At 65.9% G+C, this 20,278-nt stretch carries 16 protein-coding genes and 1 pseudogene; 14 read left to right on the top strand and 3 right to left on the bottom strand.

The annotated features are described in order from the left end of the window. The first annotated feature begins 4 nt into the window (after positions 1 to 4). From ACNKW1_RS09350 to ACNKW1_RS09330, 5 genes are all read left to right on the top strand, one after another. Positions 5 to 535, top strand: a complete 531-nt coding sequence (locus tag ACNKW1_RS09350; RefSeq protein WP_418364310.1) for a shikimate kinase — start codon at positions 5 to 7, stop codon at positions 533 to 535. Continuing rightward, positions 523 to 1,605 carry a 3-dehydroquinate synthase gene (gene aroB / locus ACNKW1_RS09345; protein ID WP_418364309.1) on the top strand — a complete coding sequence of 361 codons (1,083 nt, stop codon included), beginning with the start codon at positions 523 to 525 and terminating at the stop codon, positions 1,603 to 1,605. The genes ACNKW1_RS09350 and aroB overlap by 13 nt, the downstream gene beginning before the upstream one ends. Positions 1,606 to 1,641: 36 nt before the next feature. After that, on the top strand, positions 1,642 to 2,766 hold the full coding sequence (locus ACNKW1_RS09340) for a deoxyguanosinetriphosphate triphosphohydrolase (RefSeq protein ID WP_418364308.1): 1,125 nt from the start codon (positions 1,642 to 1,644) through the stop codon (positions 2,764 to 2,766). 66 nt (positions 2,767 to 2,832) lie between these two features. Then, positions 2,833 to 3,396, top strand: coding sequence for a 1,6-anhydro-N-acetylmuramyl-L-alanine amidase AmpD (gene ampD, locus ACNKW1_RS09335; RefSeq protein WP_418364307.1), 564 nt, complete (start codon positions 2,833 to 2,835; stop codon positions 3,394 to 3,396). 469 nt (positions 3,397 to 3,865) lie between these two features. Beyond that, positions 3,866 to 4,711 carry a transglycosylase SLT domain-containing protein gene (locus ACNKW1_RS09330; protein ID WP_418364306.1) on the top strand — a complete coding sequence of 282 codons (846 nt, stop codon included), beginning with the start codon at positions 3,866 to 3,868 and terminating at the stop codon, positions 4,709 to 4,711. Positions 4,712 to 4,802: 91 nt separating this feature from the next. Here ACNKW1_RS09330 and ACNKW1_RS09325 read toward each other — a convergent pair whose 3' ends face one another. Next, positions 4,803 to 5,978, bottom strand: coding sequence for a pyridoxal phosphate-dependent aminotransferase (locus ACNKW1_RS09325; protein WP_418364305.1), 1,176 nt, complete (start codon positions 5,976 to 5,978; stop codon positions 4,803 to 4,805). Positions 5,979 to 6,078: 100 nt separating this feature from the next. Further along, the gene (locus tag ACNKW1_RS09320) at positions 6,079 to 7,926 is read right to left on the bottom strand and encodes a phosphoenolpyruvate carboxykinase (GTP) (RefSeq protein WP_418364304.1); all 1,848 of its coding nucleotides are present in this window, start codon (positions 7,924 to 7,926) and stop codon (positions 6,079 to 6,081) included. Between the two features lie 441 nt (positions 7,927 to 8,367). Here ACNKW1_RS09320 and ACNKW1_RS09315 point away from each other — a divergent pair, with 441 nt between their 5' ends. The 3 genes from ACNKW1_RS09315 to pbpG all read left to right on the top strand — a co-directional run bounded on the left by ACNKW1_RS09315 (position 8,368) and on the right by pbpG (position 13,125). Then, complete coding sequence (locus tag ACNKW1_RS09315) at positions 8,368 to 10,641, top strand: NADP-dependent malic enzyme (RefSeq protein ID WP_418364303.1); 2,274 nt, start codon at positions 8,368 to 8,370, stop codon at positions 10,639 to 10,641. A gap of 100 nt (positions 10,642 to 10,741) precedes the next feature. Next, positions 10,742 to 11,881 (top strand): patatin-like phospholipase family protein, encoded by a 1,140-nt coding sequence (locus ACNKW1_RS09310; protein ID WP_418364372.1) that lies wholly within the window; start codon positions 10,742 to 10,744, stop codon positions 11,879 to 11,881. A gap of 164 nt (positions 11,882 to 12,045) precedes the next feature. Then, on the top strand, positions 12,046 to 13,125 hold the full coding sequence (pbpG, locus tag ACNKW1_RS09305) for a D-alanyl-D-alanine endopeptidase (protein ID WP_418364302.1): 1,080 nt from the start codon (positions 12,046 to 12,048) through the stop codon (positions 13,123 to 13,125). An 18-nt stretch (positions 13,126 to 13,143) separates the two neighbouring features. On the opposite strand, the gene ACNKW1_RS09300 is transcribed toward pbpG, so the two are convergent. Further along, positions 13,144 to 13,875: an IclR family transcriptional regulator gene (locus ACNKW1_RS09300; protein WP_418364371.1), complete on the bottom strand. Its 732-nt coding sequence runs from the start codon at positions 13,873 to 13,875 to the stop codon at positions 13,144 to 13,146. A gap of 342 nt (positions 13,876 to 14,217) precedes the next feature. On the opposite strand from ACNKW1_RS09300, the gene ACNKW1_RS09295 reads away from it, so the two are divergent. The 6 genes and pseudogenes from ACNKW1_RS09295 (at position 14,218) to ACNKW1_RS09270 (ending at position 20,250) form a co-directional block, all read left to right on the top strand. Beyond that, positions 14,218 to 17,079, top strand: coding sequence for a monovalent cation/H+ antiporter subunit A (locus tag ACNKW1_RS09295; protein ID WP_418364301.1), 2,862 nt, complete (start codon positions 14,218 to 14,220; stop codon positions 17,077 to 17,079). Further along, positions 17,079 to 17,390, top strand: a pseudogene (locus ACNKW1_RS09290) (Na+/H+ antiporter subunit C); the annotation flags it as partial. The gene ACNKW1_RS09295 and the pseudogene ACNKW1_RS09290, both read left to right, overlap by 1 nt. A gap of 119 nt (positions 17,391 to 17,509) precedes the next feature. After that, positions 17,510 to 19,033 (top strand): monovalent cation/H+ antiporter subunit D, encoded by a 1,524-nt coding sequence (locus tag ACNKW1_RS09285; RefSeq protein WP_418364300.1) that lies wholly within the window; start codon positions 17,510 to 17,512, stop codon positions 19,031 to 19,033. After that, the gene (locus ACNKW1_RS09280; protein ID WP_418364299.1) at positions 19,033 to 19,560 is read left to right on the top strand and encodes a Na+/H+ antiporter subunit E; all 528 of its coding nucleotides are present in this window, start codon (positions 19,033 to 19,035) and stop codon (positions 19,558 to 19,560) included. The genes ACNKW1_RS09285 and ACNKW1_RS09280 overlap by 1 nt, the downstream gene beginning before the upstream one ends. Next, positions 19,557 to 19,826, top strand: coding sequence for a K+/H+ antiporter subunit F (locus tag ACNKW1_RS09275; RefSeq protein WP_418364298.1), 270 nt, complete (start codon positions 19,557 to 19,559; stop codon positions 19,824 to 19,826). Before ACNKW1_RS09280 ends, ACNKW1_RS09275 begins: the two co-directional genes overlap by 4 nt. 10 nt (positions 19,827 to 19,836) lie before the next feature. Beyond that, a complete protein-coding gene (locus ACNKW1_RS09270) occupies positions 19,837 to 20,250 on the top strand; it encodes a Na+/H+ antiporter subunit G (RefSeq protein ID WP_418364297.1) in 414 nt (137 codons plus the stop codon). Positions 20,251 to 20,278 lie beyond the last annotated feature (28 nt).

The following is a 20,278-nucleotide window of genomic DNA, read 5'->3' as shown; positions in this document are numbered from 1 at the left end:
ACGCGTGAGCTGTCTGATACTGATCGGCATGATGGGTGCCGGCAAGACCACGGTCGGCAAGGAGTTGGCGCGGCGGCGAAAGATACGCTTCGCCGACTGCGACCATGAGATTGTCGCGCGCACGGGCGTGAGCATTCCGACCATCTTCGAAATCGAGGGTGAGGCCGGTTTTCGCCGTCGCGAAACGCAGATGATCGATGAACTGACCCAGGCGTCCGACATCGTCATCGCAACCGGCGGCGGTGTCGTGATTGCAGCGGAGAACCGTGCGCTGATGCGCGAGCGCGGCGTGGTGATCTATCTCAATGTGGCGCCGCAGATCCTTTTCGAGCGCACCCGGCACGACCGCAACCGTCCCTTGCTTCAGGTCGAGAATCCGCGTCAGCGCATCGAGGAACTCCATCGCCAGCGCGACCCGCTGTACCGCGAGGTCGCGCACATCATCGTCGACGGCGGGCGTACCAACCCGGGCGCCATGGTGCGCGCCATCGAGGAGGCGCTGCGCAAACACGAGGCCAGACCATGCACTCCCTGAATGTCGCACTTGGCGACCGTGCTTACGCCATCCACATCGGGCGTGGCCTGCTGGAGCAGGCAGGGCGGATCCTGCCTTGCCTGAAAACGCAGCGTGTTGCCATCGTCACCAATGACGTGGTCGGGCCACTGTATCTCGAGCGTTTACGCCGTGCGCTCGAGGGTGAAGGGGTGGTGGTGTCGACGGTGGTGCTGCCCGACGGCGAGGCGCATAAGGATTGGCAGACGCTCAATCGGATCTTCGACATGTTGCTTGCCGAGCGCTGCGAACGTTCGACCACGTTGATCGCGCTCGGTGGCGGTGTGGTGGGCGACATGGGGGGCTTCGCTGCCGCATGTTACCAGCGCGGCATGCCCTTCATCCAGATCCCGACCACGCTGCTGGCCCAGGTGGACTCTTCGGTCGGAGGCAAAACCGCAATCAACCACCCGCTCGGCAAGAACATGATCGGCGCCTTCTACCAGCCCAGGCTGGTGCTCGCCGACATCGATACCCTGGATACGCTGCCGGATCGTGAGCTTTCCGCGGGGTTGGCGGAGGTGATCAAGTACGGGCTGATCCGCGATCCGGAGTTCCTTGCCTGGATCGAGACCCACCTCGATCGCCTGTTGGCGCGCGACACCGCGGCACTTGCGTTTGCCATCGAGCGCTCCTGCCGCAACAAGGCCGAGGTGGTGGCTGCCGATGAGACGGAGCAGGGCGAGCGCGCGCTGCTCAATCTCGGTCATACATTCGGGCATGCGATCGAAACCGGCATGGGCTACGGTCAGTGGCTGCACGGCGAGGCGGTCGCAGCGGGGACGATGATGGCTGCAGAGCTGTCGCGCGCGCTCGGCTGGATCGGGAAGGAGGATGTGGCCCGGGTCGAGGCGCTGTTCGAGCGCGCTCGCCTGCCTGTCTGGGGGCCGAGGCTCGGCGTGCAGCGTTATCTCGAGTTCATGTCGCATGACAAGAAGGTCGAGGCGGGCCGCCTGCGCCTGGTCCTGCTGCGCGCGCTTGGACGCGCGGTGATTCACGGCGATGCAACGCAGGGTGAGATCGCCGCTGCGATCGAGGCGCGCTGCCGCTGAAAGCCGCTTCGGCAAGCCTGCAATGAGGACAATCTGATGCTGCAACTCGCAAGCTACGCCGTCACCGAAGCAAACTCCCAGGGGCGCACGCATGATGAGGCGGCCCCGGTCGCGCGCGGCCAGTTTCAGCGCGACCGCGACCGGATCGTGCATTCGACCGCCTTCCGGCGCCTGGAGTACAAGACCCAGGTGTTTGTGAATCATGAGGGCGACCTGTTCCGCACGCGCCTCACCCACAGCATCGAGGTTGCGCAGATTACGCGCGGAATCGCCCGCCAGCTCGGTCTGAACGAGGATCTGGCCGAGGCGATCGCACTCGCGCACGACCTTGGCCATACACCCTTCGGCCATGCCGGGCAGGAGGCGCTCAATGCGTGCATGAAGGATTACGGCGGTTTCGAGCACAACCTGCAATCCTTGCGCACCGTGGATGTGCTCGAGGACCGTTATGCCGGTTTCGATGGATTGAATCTGATGTTCGAAACGCGCGAGGGCATCCTGAAGCACTGCTCGCGCATTCACGCTGAGCGCCTGGGCGCCGTCGGGCAGCGTTTCCTCGAGGGCACCCAGCCTTCGCTCGAGGCCCAGCTTGCGAACCTCGCCGACGAGATTGCATACAACAATCACGACGTAGACGATGGCCTGCGTTCGGGCCTGATCACGCTCGAGCAACTCGAAGCGGTGCCGCTGTTCTCGACCCAGCGTCGCGAAGTGGAGGCGCGCTGGCCAGGACTGTCCGGGCGCAAGCTGATCCACGAAACAGTGCGGCGCATGATCCACCTGATGGTGATCGATCTTATCGACCAGACCCGCGCGAACATCGAGGCGGCCGGCGTCAGAACGCTCGAGGATGTCCGCAACGCCCCGCGCCTGGTGGCCTATTCCGCAGCGCTGCAGTCGCCGCTGCGGGAATTGAAGGGCTTCCTGCGCGACAAGCTGTACCGCCACTACCAGGTGCTGCGCATGACCAACAAGGCGCGCCGGATCGTCGGCGACCTGTTTGCCGCCTTCATGGAAGACCCGCAGATCCTGCCGCCGCAGTACCAGGCGATGGCGCGCGAGGACAAGCCGCGTGCCATCGCTGACTACATTGCCGGCATGACTGACCGCTACGCGATGAAGGAGCATCGACGGCTCTTTGCCGTGGGTGAGATTCATTGAGCGCGGGCGGCGCAATGGGTTTGCCTGAGGGCTGACCATACCGTGATACGGGATCTTCTTGCGTGCGTGGCGCCCTTGCCCTCTGCGCCCGATGCCCTCAGGGTGCGGGTGTGCGCATCGCCCAATCAGGATGAACGACCTCCCGGCCTGCCAGTCAGCCTGATCGTGGTGCATGCGATCAGCCTGCCGCCGGACTCCTTTGGTGGGCCCGGGGTGGAGCAGCTATTCACCAACACGCTCGATCCCGCGGAGCATCCCTACTACGCGGAGATCCATCACCTGCGCGTGTCCGCACATTATCTCGTGCGGCGGGACGGCGAGGTCCTCCAGTTCGTCGAGCCCGCGCAGCGCGCGTGGCACGCTGGCGTCTCAAGCTGGAATGGGCGTGCGCGCTGCAACGACTTCTCGATCGGTATCGAGCTCGAGGGGTGCGACAGTCTTCCGTTCGAACCCGTGCAGTACGCGCGCCTGGCCGACCTGGTCCGCGCCTTGCAAGGGCGCTTCCCGATCGAGGCGGTGGTCGGGCACTCCGACATCGCGCCCGGACGCAAGACCGATCCCGGACCATGCTTCGACTGGATGCGCTTGACTGCAGAGCTCGGGCGGGGGCGGATCGCCAGCGAGGCTTGAGCGCAGCGGTTGCCGAGGCGGCGATTCCGGCCTCCTTTCTGGTCGAAGAATGGAAAAACGGCTGTGAGGTGCGTCGGGTTACGGGTTCCAGAGACCGTTTCGGGGCGGCTCCGGTAGATCGAGTGCCCGGGTCTGGCGGCCACTCTGGCGGTCAACTCTGGCGGTCAACTTTTGACAAAATGGATGGCGACGAATAGAATCCGCCGGCTGTTGCGATGCAACATCTGTTTTGCTCGGTGCGGGGCTGTTCCCATTGGGGGGATGGCTGCAGTTTCATGGACGCTCGCACCGCGGGGTCCGTCGTCTGGTTGCGGCGGCGGGCTTGATACCCACTGGCGACCGAGTTCACTTGTCCGTCTTGCGGCCCACTCGCCGCAGGGCGCAGGCGTTGCCCCAAGCGGCGGCGCCGGCGAGGCCCGTACCCGGGCGTAGCCGCGGCAAGGACTCCGGCCACAGCACGGAGGACACCATGAAACACGCAACTCGATTCAAGGCGCTCGCGCGTCAGGCGGGCGGTGTTGTGCGCAGTATTGCGCAGGGCGCGGTGCTCACCGCGGGCATCATGGGCGTGTCCCATCTTGGCGGCAACATGGCCAACGTCTCGGGCATCGGGTTCGATGATCTCGTGGGGCAGGCCGAAGCCGGTCCTACCTCTGCCGAACTGGCGATGGTGGCGAGCGATTTCGAGCGCTTCGCGCTTCGCATCGGCCGCCCGGAATCGGACACGATGAGTCTGCGCGCGAGCTTTGCAGAGAAGTCCGCGGGTGCCGGTCTGAAATCCGCGCTCGATGAGCTCGCAGGCGTGGCCGAAGACCCCTTCGCGGAAGACGAGGGCGCGCTCTCTGCAGAAATGGCACGCGTGCGGGACTGGATTGCCGATACCTATCGTGTTTCCGAAACTGCGCTCGAGCCGGCGCTGGCTGCGGCCGAGACCTCGGCACAGGAGCTTGGCTTCGACCCCCTGTTGATCGTTGCCATCATGGGCGTCGAGTCTAGCTTCAATTCCCGCGCCGTCAGCCACATGGGGGCGCAGGGGCTGATGCAGGTGATTCCGCGCTATCACAAGGACAAGATCGGTCCGGACGCAGGGCGTAATGCGCTCTTCGATCCCCAGACCAACGTCCGGGTCGGCGCGCTCGTTCTGCACGAGGGCCTGCAACGCTACGGGACCATGCAGCGCGCGCTGCAGTATTACAACGGCTCGCTCAAGGATCCGAACGCGCGTTACACGCGCAAGGTTCTGGCGCTCAAGAAGCGCTTGATGCTGGTGGCGGGGCGCGAAGCAGCGCCCATGCTGGTCGGCCAGGCCGGCTGAGCACGGTGCCTGCTTGATCTGGCGGCACACGCGGGCGGAAGCCTCGTGTGCCGCGCTGCGTTGACGAGGCCCGAGTTCAGACGCCGCAGATTCAGGCGGTACGCAGCAGGCGCTGCATACGTTCGACTGCGTCGAGCAGACGCTCGCGTCGAGTGGTGTAGGCGATGCGAAGGTGATGGCGCGCCAGATGGTGGCCGAAATCCAGCCCTGGTGTTGCAGCGACGCCAGCCTCTTCGATGAGGCGACGGGCAAAGGCTTCGGCGTCGTCCGCAATGCGCGAGAGATCTGCGTAGATGTAGAACGCACCCTGTGGTTCGGCGGTGATGCCAAAGCCGAGTTCGCGTAGCGCAGGCAGCAGTGCATCGCGCCGCTCGGCGAAGGTGTTACGGCGCTCCTCCAGGATGTCCAGCGTGGCGGGTGCAAACGCGGCAAGTGCCGCGTACTGTGCGGGTGTGGAAGGCGAAATGAAAAAGTGCTGCGCCAGCTTCTCGATCTCACGCGCATAGCCCTGCGGTACCACCAGCCAGCCCAGGCGCCAGCCCGTCATGCCGAAGTACTTCGAGAAGCTGTTCACGACGAAGACGTCGTCCGCCCGATTAAGCACGGGGTCGGCGAGGGCCGCGCAGGCCGCGACACCGTAGCTCAGCCCCTGGTAGATTTCGTCCACCAGGAGTACGCCGCCGTGCGCCCGCGTGCGCTGGTGCAGGGCTGCGACTTCGCTTGATTCGAGCAGGGTGCCGGTCGGATTGGAAGGCGTGGCGATCATGAGGCCGCGTGTGCGCGCCTGCCAGGCGTCATCGACCTGCATTGGCGTGGGCTGGTAACGCGTGGCGGCGTCGACAGGCAGTGCCCGGGCTACGCCTTCGAAGGCGCGCACCAGGTGGCGGTTGGATGGATAGCCGGGGTCGGGCAGCAGCCACTCGTCCCCCGGGTCGGTCGTTGCGGCGAGTGCCAGCATCAGCGCACCCGAGGCGCCGGCGGTGATGACGATGCGCTCCGGCGGCACATCGGCGCCGAAGCGTGTGTGATAAAAGCCCGCGATGGCTTCGCGTAATGCGGGTAGACCGAGACCGGGCGTGTAATGCACGTCGCCGCCGGCCAGGTATGTCTGTGCCGCCTCGATGATGGGCTGCGGGGTCGGGAAGTCCGGTTCCCCAACCTCCATGTGGATGATGTCCCGACCCTGCGCCTCAAGTTCCCGTGCTCGGCGCAGCAGTTCCATGACGTGAAAGGGCTGGATGTCCTGGAGGCGGTGGGAGCAGTACATGGGGAGGGTCCTCGGAAGGGTTGGGGAGGCTGAAAAGGAAAAAGCGCCGGAGGCGCTTTTTCCTGGTCCGGGAAGGTCGCGGCGGGGGCCGCGGCGGTCCTCAGTCGGCGTTGAGCGCCAGTTCGAACAGCTCGCGCTTGAGTACCAGTTGGCGCGGCAGGCGGTCCTGCAGCTTGTCGAACCACTCCTTGTGGGAGTTCAGCTCGGCGCGCCAGGCTTCGGCGTCCACCTGGGTCAAGGCCTCGAATTCTTCGCGGCTGACGTCGGCGCCGCTCCAGTCCAGATCCTCGAAGCGCGGCATCCAGCCGAGCGCGGTCTCCTTGGCGGCGATCTTGCCCTTGCAGCGGTCGACGATCCACTTGAGCACGCGCATGTTGTCGCCGAAGCCCGGCCACATGAACTCGCCCTTCTCATTCATGCGGAACCAGTTCACGCAGAAGATCTTGGGGGTGTCCTCGACCACGTGGCCCATCCGCAGCCAGTGGTTGAAGTAGTCGCCCATATGGTAGCCGCAGAAGGGCAGCATCGCGAACGGGTCGCGGCGCACCACGCCCTGTGCGCCGAAGGCGGCGGCGGTGGTTTCGGAGCCGAGCGTCGAAGCCATGTAGACGCCGAAATTCCAGTTGAACGCCTGGTACACCAGCGGAACCGTGGTGGCGCGGCGGCCGCCGAAGATGAAGGCCGAGATCGGCACGCCGGCAGGGTCTTCCCAGGCGGGGTCGACCGAAGGGCACTGGCTGGCCGGTGCGGTGAAGCGCGCGTTCGGGTGCGCGGCCTTGCGGCCGGTTTCCTTGGCGATCTCGGGCGTCCAGTCCTTGCCCTGCCAGTCGACCAGGTGAGCCGGTGCCTCCTTGGTCATGCCCTCCCACCACACGTCGCCATCGTCGGTCAGTGCGACGTTGGTGAAGATGATGTTTTCCTTCAGCGTGGCCATCGCGTTGAAGTTGGTCTTCTCGGAGGTGCCGGGGGCGACGCCGAAGTAGCCGAACTCGGGGTTGATGGCGCGGAACTTGCCGTCGGGGCCGGGCTTGATCCAGGCGATGTCGTCACCGACGGTGGTGATCTTCCAGCCGTCGAAGGACTTCGGCGGGATCAGCATGGCGAAATTGGTCTTGCCGCAGGCCGACGGGAAGGCGGCGGCGACGTAGGACTTCTCGCCCTCGGGGGACTCGACGCCGAGGATCAGCATGTGCTCGGCCAGCCAGCCTTCGTCACGCGCCATGGTGGAGGCGATGCGCAGCGCGAAGCACTTCTTGCCGAGCAGGGCGTTGCCGCCGTAGCCCGAGCCGTAGGACCAGATCTCGCGGGTTTCGGGGTAGTGCACGATGTACTTGGTCGTGGGGTTGCACGGCCAGCGGCTGTCCTTCTCGCCCTGGGCGAGCGGGGCGCCGACGGTGTGCACGCAGGGCACGAACTCGCCTTCGGTGCCGAGCACCTCGATCGCGCCCTTGCCCATGCGGGTCATGATGCGCATGTTGGTGACGACGTAGGGGCTGTCGGAGATCTCGACGCCGATGTGGGCGATCGGGCTACCGAGCGGACCCATGGAGAACGGGATCACGTACATGGTGCGGCCATGCATCGAGCCCTTGAACAGGCCGTTCAGCGTGTCGCGCATCACCGCCGGGTCTTCCCAGTTGTTGGTCGGGCCGGCATCTTCCTTCTTCTGCGAGCAGATGAAGGTGCGGTCTTCGACACGGGCGACGTCCGAAGGGTCGGACCAGGCGAGGAAGGAGTTCTTGCGTTTCTCCGGATTCAGCTTGATGAGCATGCCGGATTCGACCATCTCGGCGCACAGGCGGTCGTATTCTTCCTGCGAGCCGTCGCACCAGACCACGCGGTCGGGTTCGGTGAGCGCGGCGATTTCGCCGACCCACTGCTTCAGGCCTTCGTGGCGGACGTATTCAGGGGCAGCGGCGATTGCCGCCTGGGCGTGGTTCTGAGACATGTAAACAGCTCTCCCGTGCTGTGATGCGAAACCATTCCCGTCGGTCGGCCATCTGAAACGCAGGCTGCTGCCTGGCCGGCGGGCTGCTCGGGCTCCCCGCCAGGGGCGCCCCGACCTCCGCTTGCGACGTCCCGCGACAAATCGCAATCGGTGAAAGCCCGTAATTATGCCACGGCACAGGGGGGCTTTTGAACGTGGTCGAGAGGATTGTTGCAGTCGAGCGAAGCGGCCGCCGCTCGGCAGGCGGGCGGCGGCCCTTGGCGTCGACAGAGCGGGGGGTGTGATTTTCCACGATGTAGTTATTAATTTCGTAATGCGGTATAAACGGTTTCGCGCTATGCTTCGTAGGCTCGCGCGAGGCCGAGGTGGAGCGTGCCGAAAAGGCTGAAGCCCCGCTTGCCTGCATTCCGATCGACGTGTTGAAGAGACAGGACAAAGACAATGGATGAGCTGATCCGCAACGCCGCCCTCGACTATCACCGCTATCCGCGTCCGGGCAAGATCTCGGTGACGCCTACCAAGGTGCTGTCCAACCAGCGCGACCTGTCGCTGGCCTATTCGCCCGGCGTGGCTGCGGCCTGCGACGCGATCGTCGAAGACCCGGCGCAGGCGGCCGAGCTCACCGCGCGCTCCAACCTGATCGGTGTGGTCACCAATGGTACCGCCGTGCTTGGCCTGGGCAACATTGGCCCGCTCGCCGCCAAGCCGGTGATGGAAGGCAAGGGTGTGCTGTTCAAGAAGTTTGCCGGCATCGACGTCTTCGACCTCGAGATCGACGAGCCCGACGCCGACAAGCTGATCGACATGATCGCCGCGCTCGAACCCACCTTCGGCGGCATCAACCTCGAGGACATCAAGGCGCCCGAGTGTTTCTACATCGAGGCCAAGCTGCGCGAGCGCATGAAGATCCCGGTCTTCCACGACGATCAGCACGGTACGGCGATCGTGGTGGGCGCCGCGGTGCTGAACGGCCTGCACCTGCAGAGCAAGGACCTCAAGAAGGTCAAGCTGGTGACCTCCGGCGCTGGCGCCGCGGCGCTCGCCTGCCTGGGCCTGCTGGTCAAGCTCGGCGTGCCGGTGGAGAACATCTGGGTCACCGATATCGAGGGCGTGGTCTATGAGGGGCGCACCGTGCTGATGGACCCGATCAAGGCGCGCTACGCCAAGCACACGGATGCAAGGAAGCTCGCCGAGGTCATCGAAGGCGCGGACGTGTTCCTCGGGCTGTCGGCGGGTGGTGTGCTCAAGGGCGATATGGTGGCGAAGATGGCGGCTAATCCGCTCATCCTTGCGCTCGCCAACCCGACTCCGGAGATCCTCCCCGACGAGGTCAAGGCGGTGCGCAGCGACGCGATCATCGCTACGGGGCGTTCGGACTACCCGAACCAGGTCAACAACGTGCTGTGCTTCCCCTTCATCTTCCGCGGTGCGCTCGATGTCGGCGCGACCACCATCACCGACGAGATGCAACTCGCCGCGGTGAAGGCGATCGCCGAGCTGGCGCGCGTGGAGCAGAGCGACATCGTTGCCGCCGCATATGGCGAGAAGGTCGGCGGTTTCGGCCCCGAATACATCATCCCGCGCCCCTTCGATCCGCGCCTGATCGTAAAGATCGCGCCCGCGGTCGCCGAGGCAGGTATGAGCTCGGGCGTGGCCACCCGGCCGATCAGCGACTGGAACGCCTATCGCAGCCAGCTCAACAATTTCGTGTGGCACTCCGGCCTGATCATGAAGCCGGTGTTCGCCGCCGCGCACAAGAATCCGAAGCGCATCATCTTCTCCGAGGGCGAGTCCGAGAAGGTGCTGCGCGCCGTGCAGCAGGTGGTGGACGAGGGCCTGGCGCGCCCGATCCTCATCGGTCGCCCGGACGTGGTGAAGCACAACATCGAGCGCTTTGGCCTGCGCATGGCCGTGGAGCGCGACTATGAGCTGGTGAATCCGGATTCCGATCCGCGCTTCAACGAACTGTGGCAGCACTACCACGCGTTGATGGAGCGCCGTGGCGTGTCGGTCGAATACGCCAAGAAGGAGGTTCGCCGCCGCACCACGCTGATCGGTACGCTGCTGCTCAAGTTCGGCTACGGCGACGGCCTCATCTGCGGCACCTATGGCATGCATCGCCTGCACCGCGAGTTCGTCGAGACCGTGCTCGGTCGTCGCGAAGGGGTGGATAACCTGTACACGGTGAACCTGCTCAGCCTGCCCGGCCGCACCTTGTTCCTCGCTGACACCTACGTCAATTACGACCCCACGCCAGAGCAGGTGGTCGAGATGACGCTGCTTGCCGCGGAAGAGATGCAGCGCTTCGGTGTCGAGCCGCGGGTGGCGCTGCTGTCGCACTCGTCCTTCGGTTCGGCCGATTCGCCCACTGCCGAAAAGATGCGTGCGGCGATGCGCATGCTGCACGAGCGGCATCCGGAGCTGCAGGTCGAGGGCGAGATGCACGGAGACTCCGCGCTGGACGCGAACCACCGCCTGCAGATCTTCCCCAACGCAAAGATGCGGGAGGACGCAAACCTGCTGATCTTCCCGACCCTGGATGCAGCCAACATCGCCTTCAACCTGCTGAAGAACGCTGCCGGCAGTGGCATGACCGTGGGCCCGATCCTGCTCGGTGCTGCCAAGCCGGTGCACATCCTCACCCCCTCGGCGACTGTGCGCCGCATCATCAACATGACGGCCCTGACCGTGGTCGAGGCCGGCCAGGCAGGCTGAGGGCCGCAGATCGTTTCATGCCGGAGCGTGCGCCTTGGCGCTTGCCTCCGGCAGGCCGCATGCGCGATGCTTCCCTCCGTGGAGCGCAATGGGAGCGGTGATGGCGGAGGGGACGGGGCGTGCGGCACTGGTGCTGACGGGAGGCGGGGCGCGCGCGGCCTATCAGGTCGGCGTGCTGCATGCCATTCGTGAGTTGCGTGGCAAGCGTTCTGGCAACCCCTTCCCGATCCTGTGCGGCACTTCTGCAGGTGCGATCAATGCGGTGGCGCTCGCCACCCACGCCGGCGACTTCAACCGTGCGGTGCGGCACATCACCCGGATCTGGCGTGGGCTGCATGTGGCCGACGTTTACCGTGTCGACCCACCGGCTCTGCTCGGCAGCGGCTTGCGTTGGGGGTCGGCGCTGTTCGGGGGCTGGCTGTTGCGGCAGACCCCGCGCTCGCTGCTCGACAATGCACCGCTGCGCGCCCTGCTGCAGCACGCGCTCGACTTCGGGGCAATCGATCGTGCGATTGCGTCAGGTGATCTGTATGCGGTGAGCGTCACGGCGTCTGGCTACTCCAGTGGCGAGAGCCTCGCCTTTTATCAGGGCGCCTGCGATATCCAGCCCTGGCGTCGGGCGAAGCGCCTGGGCGTGCGAGGCAGCCTGGAGGTGGATCACCTCCTCGCGAGCGCGGCCCTTCCGTTCGTCTTTCCCGCAGTGAAGATCCATCGTGAGTATTTCGGTGACGGCTCCATGCGTCAGCTCGCGCCGGTCAGCCCCGCGGTTCATCTCGGGGCTGACCGCATCCTGGTGATCGGCGCTGGCCGCACTGCGGAGGAAGGTCGGGTGCGTAGCGATCAGTACCCGTCGCCGGCGCAGATTGCCGGTCACGCCTTGTCGAGCATCTTTCTCGACACGCTGGAGGTGGATCTGGAGCGGCTGGCGCGGATCAACGACACGGTGAGCCGCCTGGACCCTGCGCAGCGCGAGGTGGCCGGGATCGGGCTGCGACCGATCGAAGCCCTCGTCATCCAGCCCTCGCAGCGGCTCGACACCATCGCAGCGCGTCATGCGCGCAGCCTTCCGCCCCTGCTGCGCGTGGTGCTGCGCGGCCTGGGTACGCTGCGCCGCGAAGGCTCCACGCTGCTGTCCTACCTCCTTTTCGAGCCGGGATTCACACGTGCGTTGATCGAACTCGGCTACCATGACGCGCTTGCGCAGTCGGGCGCGATACGCCGCTTTCTGCGCATCGAGTGAGGCAATGGTGCGTGCAAGGGCGGGCAGGGCCGCGGCGAAAGTCACATTTCAAGAGGAAATTCCGGCCTGTGTCTAGAAATGACTTGAAATCATTTCTGTATCTGCTTATTTTTGAAACAAAACGCAGGTTCAAGCAATCTCCCTCTCAAGCACGCTTCCAAACCATGAAAGCAAAAGCCCTCGTTGCCGTGCTTGCCGCACTGTTCGCACTGCAGTCCGGCGTGGCCATTGCCGCCTCCTCGGCATCGCGCACATCTGCAAAGCCGGCGGCAGCAAGCGCCAAGCCGGCGGCCAGAAAGGCCGCGGCCAAGAAGCCTGCGGTGACGAAGAAGGCGTCGGGGAAGAAGGCAGGCAGCAAGAAGGTGGTGGCGAAGAAGTCCCCTGCCAAGAAGGCTGCTGCTGCGGCACTCCCCGCGGCGGCGGGCGCGGTCGAGCCCGACACGCCGCTCGTGCTCGATGCCAGCGGCCGTCCGGTACTCGGCTCCAGCGCCTTTTATGTGGTGAACCAGAACACCGGCGAGGTGCTTCTCGAACAGAACGCGATGGCCGTGCTGCCGATCGCCTCCATCACCAAGCTCATGACCGCGATGGTCGTGCTCGACGCAGGCCAGTCCCTCTCCGAGGCGCTCGCCATCACCGAGGGCGACATCGACCGGCTGAAGGGCACGGGGTCGCGCCTTGGCATCGGGACGCGACTGACACGCGAGGACATGCTGCATCTGGCGCTGATGTCTTCCGAGAATCGCGCAGCCTCCGCGCTCGCACGCAATTATCCCGGCGGGGAGAAGGCCTTCGTGCAGGCCATGAACGTCAAGGCCCGTCTGCTCGGTCTGTGGGACACTCGCTTCCACGACAGCACCGGGCTGGATCCGGCCAACGTTTCCAGTCCGCGCGACCTCGCCAGGCTCGTCGCTGCTTCGGCTTCGTATCCACTCATCCGTGCGTTCTCGACCTCGCACGAGCGCCATGTCGCAGTGGGCGGGCGCATGCTGCGGTTCGGCAACACCAACAGTCTGGTGAAGAGCCCTGAATGGGCGATCAGCGTGTCGAAGACGGGCTACATCTCCGAGGCGGGGCGTTGCCTCGTCATGCAGACCTGGCTGCACCAGCAACCTGTGGTGATGGTGCTGATGGACTCGACCGGACGCTACACGCGCACCGCCGACGCAAAGCGTGTGCGCCGGTGGCTCGAGGAGCATTCCGTGCAGCGCCTCGCCGCTGCACCGCAAAAAGTGGGGCTGTAAGCGGCAGGCGCGGCCCGCTCAAGCTGCGCGCGGCGCGACGTAGCCGAGCGCGTGCGAGATCTCGTTCGCCGTTTCACGTACCAGTGGCGCCCAGTCGGGGTTGAAGCGCTCGGATGGCGTCGATAGTGACAGGCCCGCGATCAGCTCTCCTGCGTCATCGCGAATCCCCGCTGCGATGCAGCGCACCCCGGCTTCCACCTCGTCCAGGTCGAATGCGACGTCGTGCCTGCGCACACGCTCGAGTTCCTTTTCCAGCGCGGGGAGGGCGGTGATCGACGTCGGGGTCGACGCGGGCAGACCCGTGCGGCGCGCATAGTCGCGAATGCGCTCAGGCCCGTCCTCGGCGAGGAAGAGCTTGCCGGTGGCTGTGGTGTGCAGCGGCGCGCGGGCACCGACGATGTGTACCACGCGCACCGATGCCCGGCCGCTCGAGCTGCGTTCTACATAGACGATCTCGTCTCCCGCGCGCACCCCGAGGTTAACGCTCTCGCCGGTGGCCGCATGCAGCTTGACCATGTAGGGCATGGCCGTTTCACGCAAGGAGATGCGCGACTTGACCAGGCTCCCCAGTTCCAGCAGGCGGATACCGAGACGGTAGGCGCCCGCGTCCGAGCGCTCGACGAAGCCGCTGTGCGTCATCGCGCCCAGAATCCGGTGGGCGGTGGAGGGGTGGAGTCCGGTTTCTGCGGCAAGTTGCTTCAGCGGAATGGGATCGGCATGCTCGGCAAGTACGTCGAGCAGTTTCATCATGCGCTCGATGACCTGGATCGAGGCCTTGCCTTCGGTGCCTGGGGCGGGGTCGGTCTTGGCGATGGGCGTTCTGGAGGCGGACACGGTGGGAGAGGTTCGGAAGGCGGGAAGGGGCGGATCTGGCCCGGTGAGGGGGGACGTCAGGCATGGTAAACGCGTGTTTGAATTTCGCCTAGTGAAACAGGCTTCCGTGCGGAGCCATCAGTGCTTGCGTATATACTTTGGGCGCAACAAAGATGCCGGAGCCACGGCGTGCGGCCATTTTGCCGCCGCGCTCGAATGCGCTGCAGGCCAGCGCGCACGGCGTGAATTCGTACCTCGTCCCCTAGTCGAGATGCCCCGATGAGCCTCGTCCTGATCGTGTTGTTACCCTTCATCGGTGCGCTGTTTCCCGCGCTGATGATTCGTGCCGGGCGCAACGCGTGCGCCACGAGCGCCTTCTTTTTCAGCCTGCTCGCCTTCGCATTGCTGCTCTCGCATGCGCCGGCGGTGTTCCGCGGCGAAACGCTTACCGCGAGTTGGGACTGGCTGCCCGCGCTCGGCCTGCAGGCGAGCTTCTTCCTCGACGGGCTGGGCCTGTTCTTTGCCGGGCTGATCCTGGGCATCGGCCTGCTCATCATCGTCTACGCGCGCTATTACCTCGCCAAGGAAGACCCGATGGGGGTGTTCTACACCTATCTGCTGCTCTTCCAGGGCGCGATGGTGGGCGTGGTGCTGTCGGACAACATCCTGCTGCTGCTGGTGTTCTGGGAGCTCACCAGCCTGTCGTCCTTCCTGCTGATCGGCTACTGGAAGCACCTGCCCGAAGGCCGCCAGGGCGCGCGCATGGCGCTCACCGTCACCGGCGCCGGCGGGCTGGCGATGATCGCCGGCATGCTGATCCTGGGCGACATCGCCGGCTCGTACAACCTCACCGAGATCCTGCAGAAGCGGGAGGCGATCCAGGCCTCGCCGCTGTACCTGCCCGCGCTGGTGCTGATCCTCGCCGGCTGCTTCACCAAGAGCGCGCAGTTCCCTTTCCATTTCTGGCTGCCGCACGCGATGGCGGCGCCCACGCCGGTGTCGGCCTACCTGCACTCGGCGACCATGGTGAAGGCGGGGCTCTTTCTGATGGCGCGCATGTGGCCGGTGCTCGCCGGCACGCCCGAATGGTTCTACATCGTCGCCACCACCGGCCTGGTGACCATGCTGGTGGCGGCCGGGATCGCGCTATTCAAGGACGACCTCAAGGGTCTGCTCGCCTACTCCACCGTGAGCCACCTCGGCCTGGTGACCATGCTGCTCGGCTTCGGTACGCCGATGGCGGCAGTGGCGGCGGTATTCCACATCCTGAATCACGCCAGCTTCAAGGCGGCGCTGTTCATGAACGCCGGCATCGTCGACCACGAGGCCGGTACGCGCGACATCAAGCGCCTCGGCGGGCTGCTGCAGCTGATGCCGATCACCGCCACGCTGGCGATGGTGGCGGGGGCGTCGATGGCCGGCCTGCCGCCCTTCAACGGCTTCATCTCCAAGGAAATGATGCTGCACGAGGCGGTGCACACCTCCTGGCTCGGCAGCGACTGGGCGATCCCCGCGCTGGCGGCGCTGGCGGCCTGCTTCTCGGTTGCGTACTCGTTCCGCTACATCGTGCATGTGTTCTTCGGCGCGAAGCGCGACGACTATCCGCATACGCCGCACGATCCGCCCGCGGGCATGTGGCTGCCTCCGGCGGTCCTGGTGGCGCTGGTGGTGGCGATCGGGCTGTTCCCGCACACCCTGGCCGGGCCGCTGGTGGCCGTGGTGTCGGGGGCGGTGATCGGTGCGCCCGCGCCCGAGCATCATCTGGCCCTGTGGCATGGCTTCAACCCGGCGCTGGCGCTGTCGGCGATCGCGGTGGTGGTCGGCCTGGCCGCGCTCGCCGCCTATCGCCGCGTGCGCGCGGTGTGGCAGGCCGGCCCGCATCCCGAGGCGAAGGCGATGTTCGACGCTCTCATCGACGCGGCGGTGCACCTGGCGGCGTGGATCACGCACCGCGTGCACAACGGTTCGCTGCAGCGCTACCTGGCCTTCGCGGTGAGCGCCTTCGTGTTCGCGGGCTTCGTCGCCTTCTTCGCCGCGCCGCATGCGGCGGGGACGCGCGCGCTGCTGCCAGCCAATCCGGTGGCGGTCGTGGCCTGGTTGCTGCTCGTGGCGGGTTGTCTGCTCACCGTCGCGCTGTTCCGCCGCCGCGTGTTGTCAGTGCTGATCGTGGGCACGGTAGGCTTGATCGTGTGCGTCGGGTTCATCTACCTGTCCGCGCCCGATCTGGCGCTCACGCAGATCTCGGTCGAGGTCACCACGGTGATCCTGATCCTGCTCGCGCTGTACTTCCTGCCCAAGTACGGGCCGCCGAGCTCGGCGGTGCAGGCCGATCCGGTGCGCCACACCCGGGATGCAGTGCTGGCTGGCCTGGCCGGCCTGGGTATGGCGGGGGCGAGTTGGGCGATGATGACGCGCGATGTCGAGTCGCTGTCCGGGTACTACCTCGATAACGCGGTGTCGGGTGGCGGCGGTACCAACGTGGTGAACGTGATCCTGGTGGACTTCCGCGGCTTCGACACCTTTGGCGAGATCACGGTGCTCGGCATTGCGGCGCTGGCCATCTACGCGCTGCTCGACGGCTCGCTGTTCGGCCGCGTCGGGCGCCGCCTGAGCGCCTGGTCGCCGGACCTGCCGCAGTCGGCCGACCGCCATCCGATGATCATGGTGGTGGCCACGCGCGTGATGTTGCCGCTGGCGATGCTGGTGGGCGCGTACATTTTCCTGCGTGGCCACAACCAGCCCGGCGGCGGTTTCATCGCAGCGTTGGTGGTGTCGATCGCGCTCATCATGCAGTACATGGCGAGCGGTTTCGGTTGGGCCGCGCAGCGGGTGCGCATCAATTACCACGCCATGATCGGTACCGGCGTGCTGGTCGCGGCGGCGACCGGTATCGCGGCGATGGTCATGGAGCAACCCTTCCTGACCTCCGCCTTCGCGCATGTGCATCTGCCGCTGGTGGGCGAGTTCGAGGTGGCGAGCGCGATGGCCTTCGATACCGGCGTGTTCCTCACCGTGGTGGGTGCGGTGATGCTGGCGCTCGCGAATCTGTCGCGCATGGGCCGGTGGACGGCGCCCCGGGGCGTCAACGAGGCGGCCATGGATGTCGATCCGAGCGTCACCGCCGCAGGAGGCCGTAGCTGATGGAATTTCTCGTTGCCAGTGCGATTGGCGTGATGACGGCCACCGGGCTCTACCTGGTGCTGCGCACGCGCACCTTCCCGGTGGTGATGGGCCTGTCGCTGCTCACCTATGCCACCAACCTGTTTCTCTTCGCCACCGGCCGGCTCGACATCAACCGTCCGCCGGTGATCGGCGCAAGCCTCAATGGCTACATCGATCCGCTGCCGCAGGCGCTCGTGCTCACTGCGATCGTGATCTCCTTCGGCATGACCGCAGTGGTGGTGGTCATGGCGCTGCGCGCTTATCTCGAAACCGGCAACGACCACGTCGACCTGCCCGGCGACGCCTCGCCCGAGGCACAGGAGGACGACTGGAAACTGCGTGCCAGCCGGCCGTCCGCGCCCACGCCTGCGCCACAGACTGGTGCGAACGGCAAGCGTGGGGGCGCAGCATGAATCACACGCTGATCCTCCCCATCCTGATACCGGCGGTGGTCGGCGCGCTGCTGGTCATCGCGGCGCGCCATGACCGCGTGCTGGCGAGGGTGTTCTCGCTCGCGTCGATGGTGCTGATGCTGGGCGTCGCGGTCACGCTGCTGGTGATGGCCAGCGACGGCCAGGTGCGCTCGTACGCGCTCGGCGCCTGGCCCGCGCCCTTCGGCATCGTCATCGTGCTCGATCGCCTTTCGGCGCTGATGCTGGTGCTCACCGGACTGCTCGGGCTCGGAGTGCTGTTGTATGCGATCACTGGCTGGGACATGCGTGGCAAGCATTTCCATCCGCTGTATCAGTTTCAACTGATGGGCATCAACGGCGCCTTCCTCACCGGCGACTTCTTCAACCTGTTCGTGTTCTTCGAGATCCTGCTGATCGCCTCGTATGGCCTGATGGTGCACGGCGGTGGCGGACTGCGGGTGAAGGCGGGCGTGCAGTACGTGGTGACCAACCTGGTCGGCTCCTCGGTGTTCCTGATCGCGGCGGGCCTGATGTACAGCGTTACGGGCACGCTCAATATGGCGGATCTGGCGGTGAAGGTGCCGCAGGTGCCGGCCGCCGACCAGGCGTTGCTGCAGACCGGCGCGGTGCTGCTGCTGCTGGTGTTCGCGGTCAAGGCGGCGCTGGTGCCGCTGCATTTCTGGTTGCCGGGCACGTACGCCAATGCGCCGGGGCCGGTGGCCGCGCTGTTCGCCATCCTCACCAAGGTCGGGGCCTACTCGATCATCCGGCTCTATGTGTTGGCCTTTGGCGCCGATGCGGGCGATGCGGCCTGGCTGGCTGCGCCGTGGTTGCTCCCGGCCGGGCTGGTGACGCTGGTGCTGGGCATGACCGGCGTGCTCGCGGCGCGCAGCCTCGGCCAGATTGCGAGCTTCGCGGTTGTTGGTTCGATGGGCATGCTGCTCGCCACGGTGGGGGTGTTCACCGAACAGGCCACCAGCGCCGCGCTGTACTACCTGATCCACTCCACGTTCGCGGCGGCTGCTCTGTTCCTGATCGCCGACCTCGTCGCCGAACGCCGCGGCGTGCAGCGCGACCGCCTGGCCGTGGGGCCGCGCTTTACACAGATCGGGCTGATCTCGGCGTTGTTCTTCGTCGCCGCCATCGGTATCACCGGCATGCCACCGCTGTCGGGTTTCATCGGCAAGCTGCTGGTGCTCGACGGCGTGCGCAGCTCCACCCATGCTGGCTGGTTCTGGGCGCTGATCCTGTCGACCTCGCTGATCGCCATCGTCGGCTTCTCGCGCGGCGGCAGCATGCTGTTCTGGAAGACGCGTCCGATGCCGGCGGCGCAGTCGGGCACGCGCGGTGCGCCGGCGGCGCTACCCTTCGTTGCGGTGGGTGGGTTGCTCGCCTGCCTGCTGCTGCTCACCGTGTTCGCGGGCGCGATCCACGGCTGGCTGGATCTGGTCGCCGCGCAGCTGTATGCGCCGGCGGGATACATCGAAGCGGTGCTGGGCGCCGCGCAAGGGGGGCGCTGATGGGCGTGCATCAGGAACCGAAGCCGCAGCGCAGCCTGCGCGAGCGCTGGTTGCCGCACCCGGTGCTCACCGTGGTGCTGGTGCTGCTGTGGATGCTGTTGCTCAACAACTTCAGCATTGGCGGGCTGGTGATGGGCGTGTTGCTCGCCCTGATCATCACCCGCGTGACGAGCAATTTCTGGCCCGAGCGCCCGCCCGTGAAGTCCTGGCGGAAGGCCTTCTCCTATCTCGGCCTGGTGGCTTGGGACGTGGTGGTGGCCAACCTCGAAGTGTCGCGCCTGATCCTCTTCCGTCCTACCTCGCAATTGCGCACGCGCTGGGTCACGGTGCCGCTCGAGCTGTGCTCGCCGGAGGCCATCACCGTGCTCGCGGGCACCATCACGATGACGCCCGGTACGGTGTCGTGCGATCTTTCGGCCGATGGCCGCAGCCTGCTCGTGCATTGCCTGGATGCGCAGGATGCCGAGGAAACGGTGCGCCAGATGAAGGGCCGCTACGAGACCCGTCTGAAGGAGATTTTCCCGTGATCGAATACGCGCTTGCCTTCGGTTTCCTCGCGCTGTCGCTGGCGGTGCTGCTCAACCTTTGGCGTCTGTTCAAGGGGCCCTCGCTGATGGACCGCGTGCTTGCGGTCGACACCATGGTGATCAACGCCATCGCGCTGATCATCCTGTTCGGCATCCAGCAGCGCACCACCATCTTCTTCGAGGCCGCGCTGCTGTTCGCGATGTTCGGCTTCATTTCCACCGTCGCCTACTGCCGCTTCACGCTGCGCGGCGACGTCATCGAGTGAGGGGCGCGGCATGGACTTCATCGTCGAACTGGTGGTGTCGGTGCTGATCGTGCTGGGGGGCATCTTCGCCCTCGTCGGCTCGGTCGGCATGGTCAAGCTGCCTGATCTGCTCACCCGCCTGCACGCGCCGACCAAGGCCACCACCCTGGGTGTGGGGGGGGCGCTGGTGGCGTCGATGGTCTTCTTCGCCGGCCTCGAGGGCAGGTTGTCGATCCACGAGGTGCTGATCACCGCCTTCCTGTTCCTGACCGCGCCGATCAGCGCGCACTTCATCGCCAAGGCCCATCTGCACGAATACCCCGAGCTGCGCGAGGATCTCCCGGATACCGGGCGGCCGCTGGGCTGGAGCACCTTCGAGCGCATGCCTGACGAAGACGAGGTGACAGAGGAGACGGAGGACGACCGCCACGCGGCGCATCACTGAAATTGAACACGCGCCCCGGGGCGGGCGT

This window comes from Thauera sp. WH-2 (assembly GCF_048321015.1).
Lineage (GTDB): Bacteria > Pseudomonadota > Gammaproteobacteria > Burkholderiales > Rhodocyclaceae > Thauera.
This window is presented reverse-complemented; position numbering and strand designations above follow the sequence as displayed.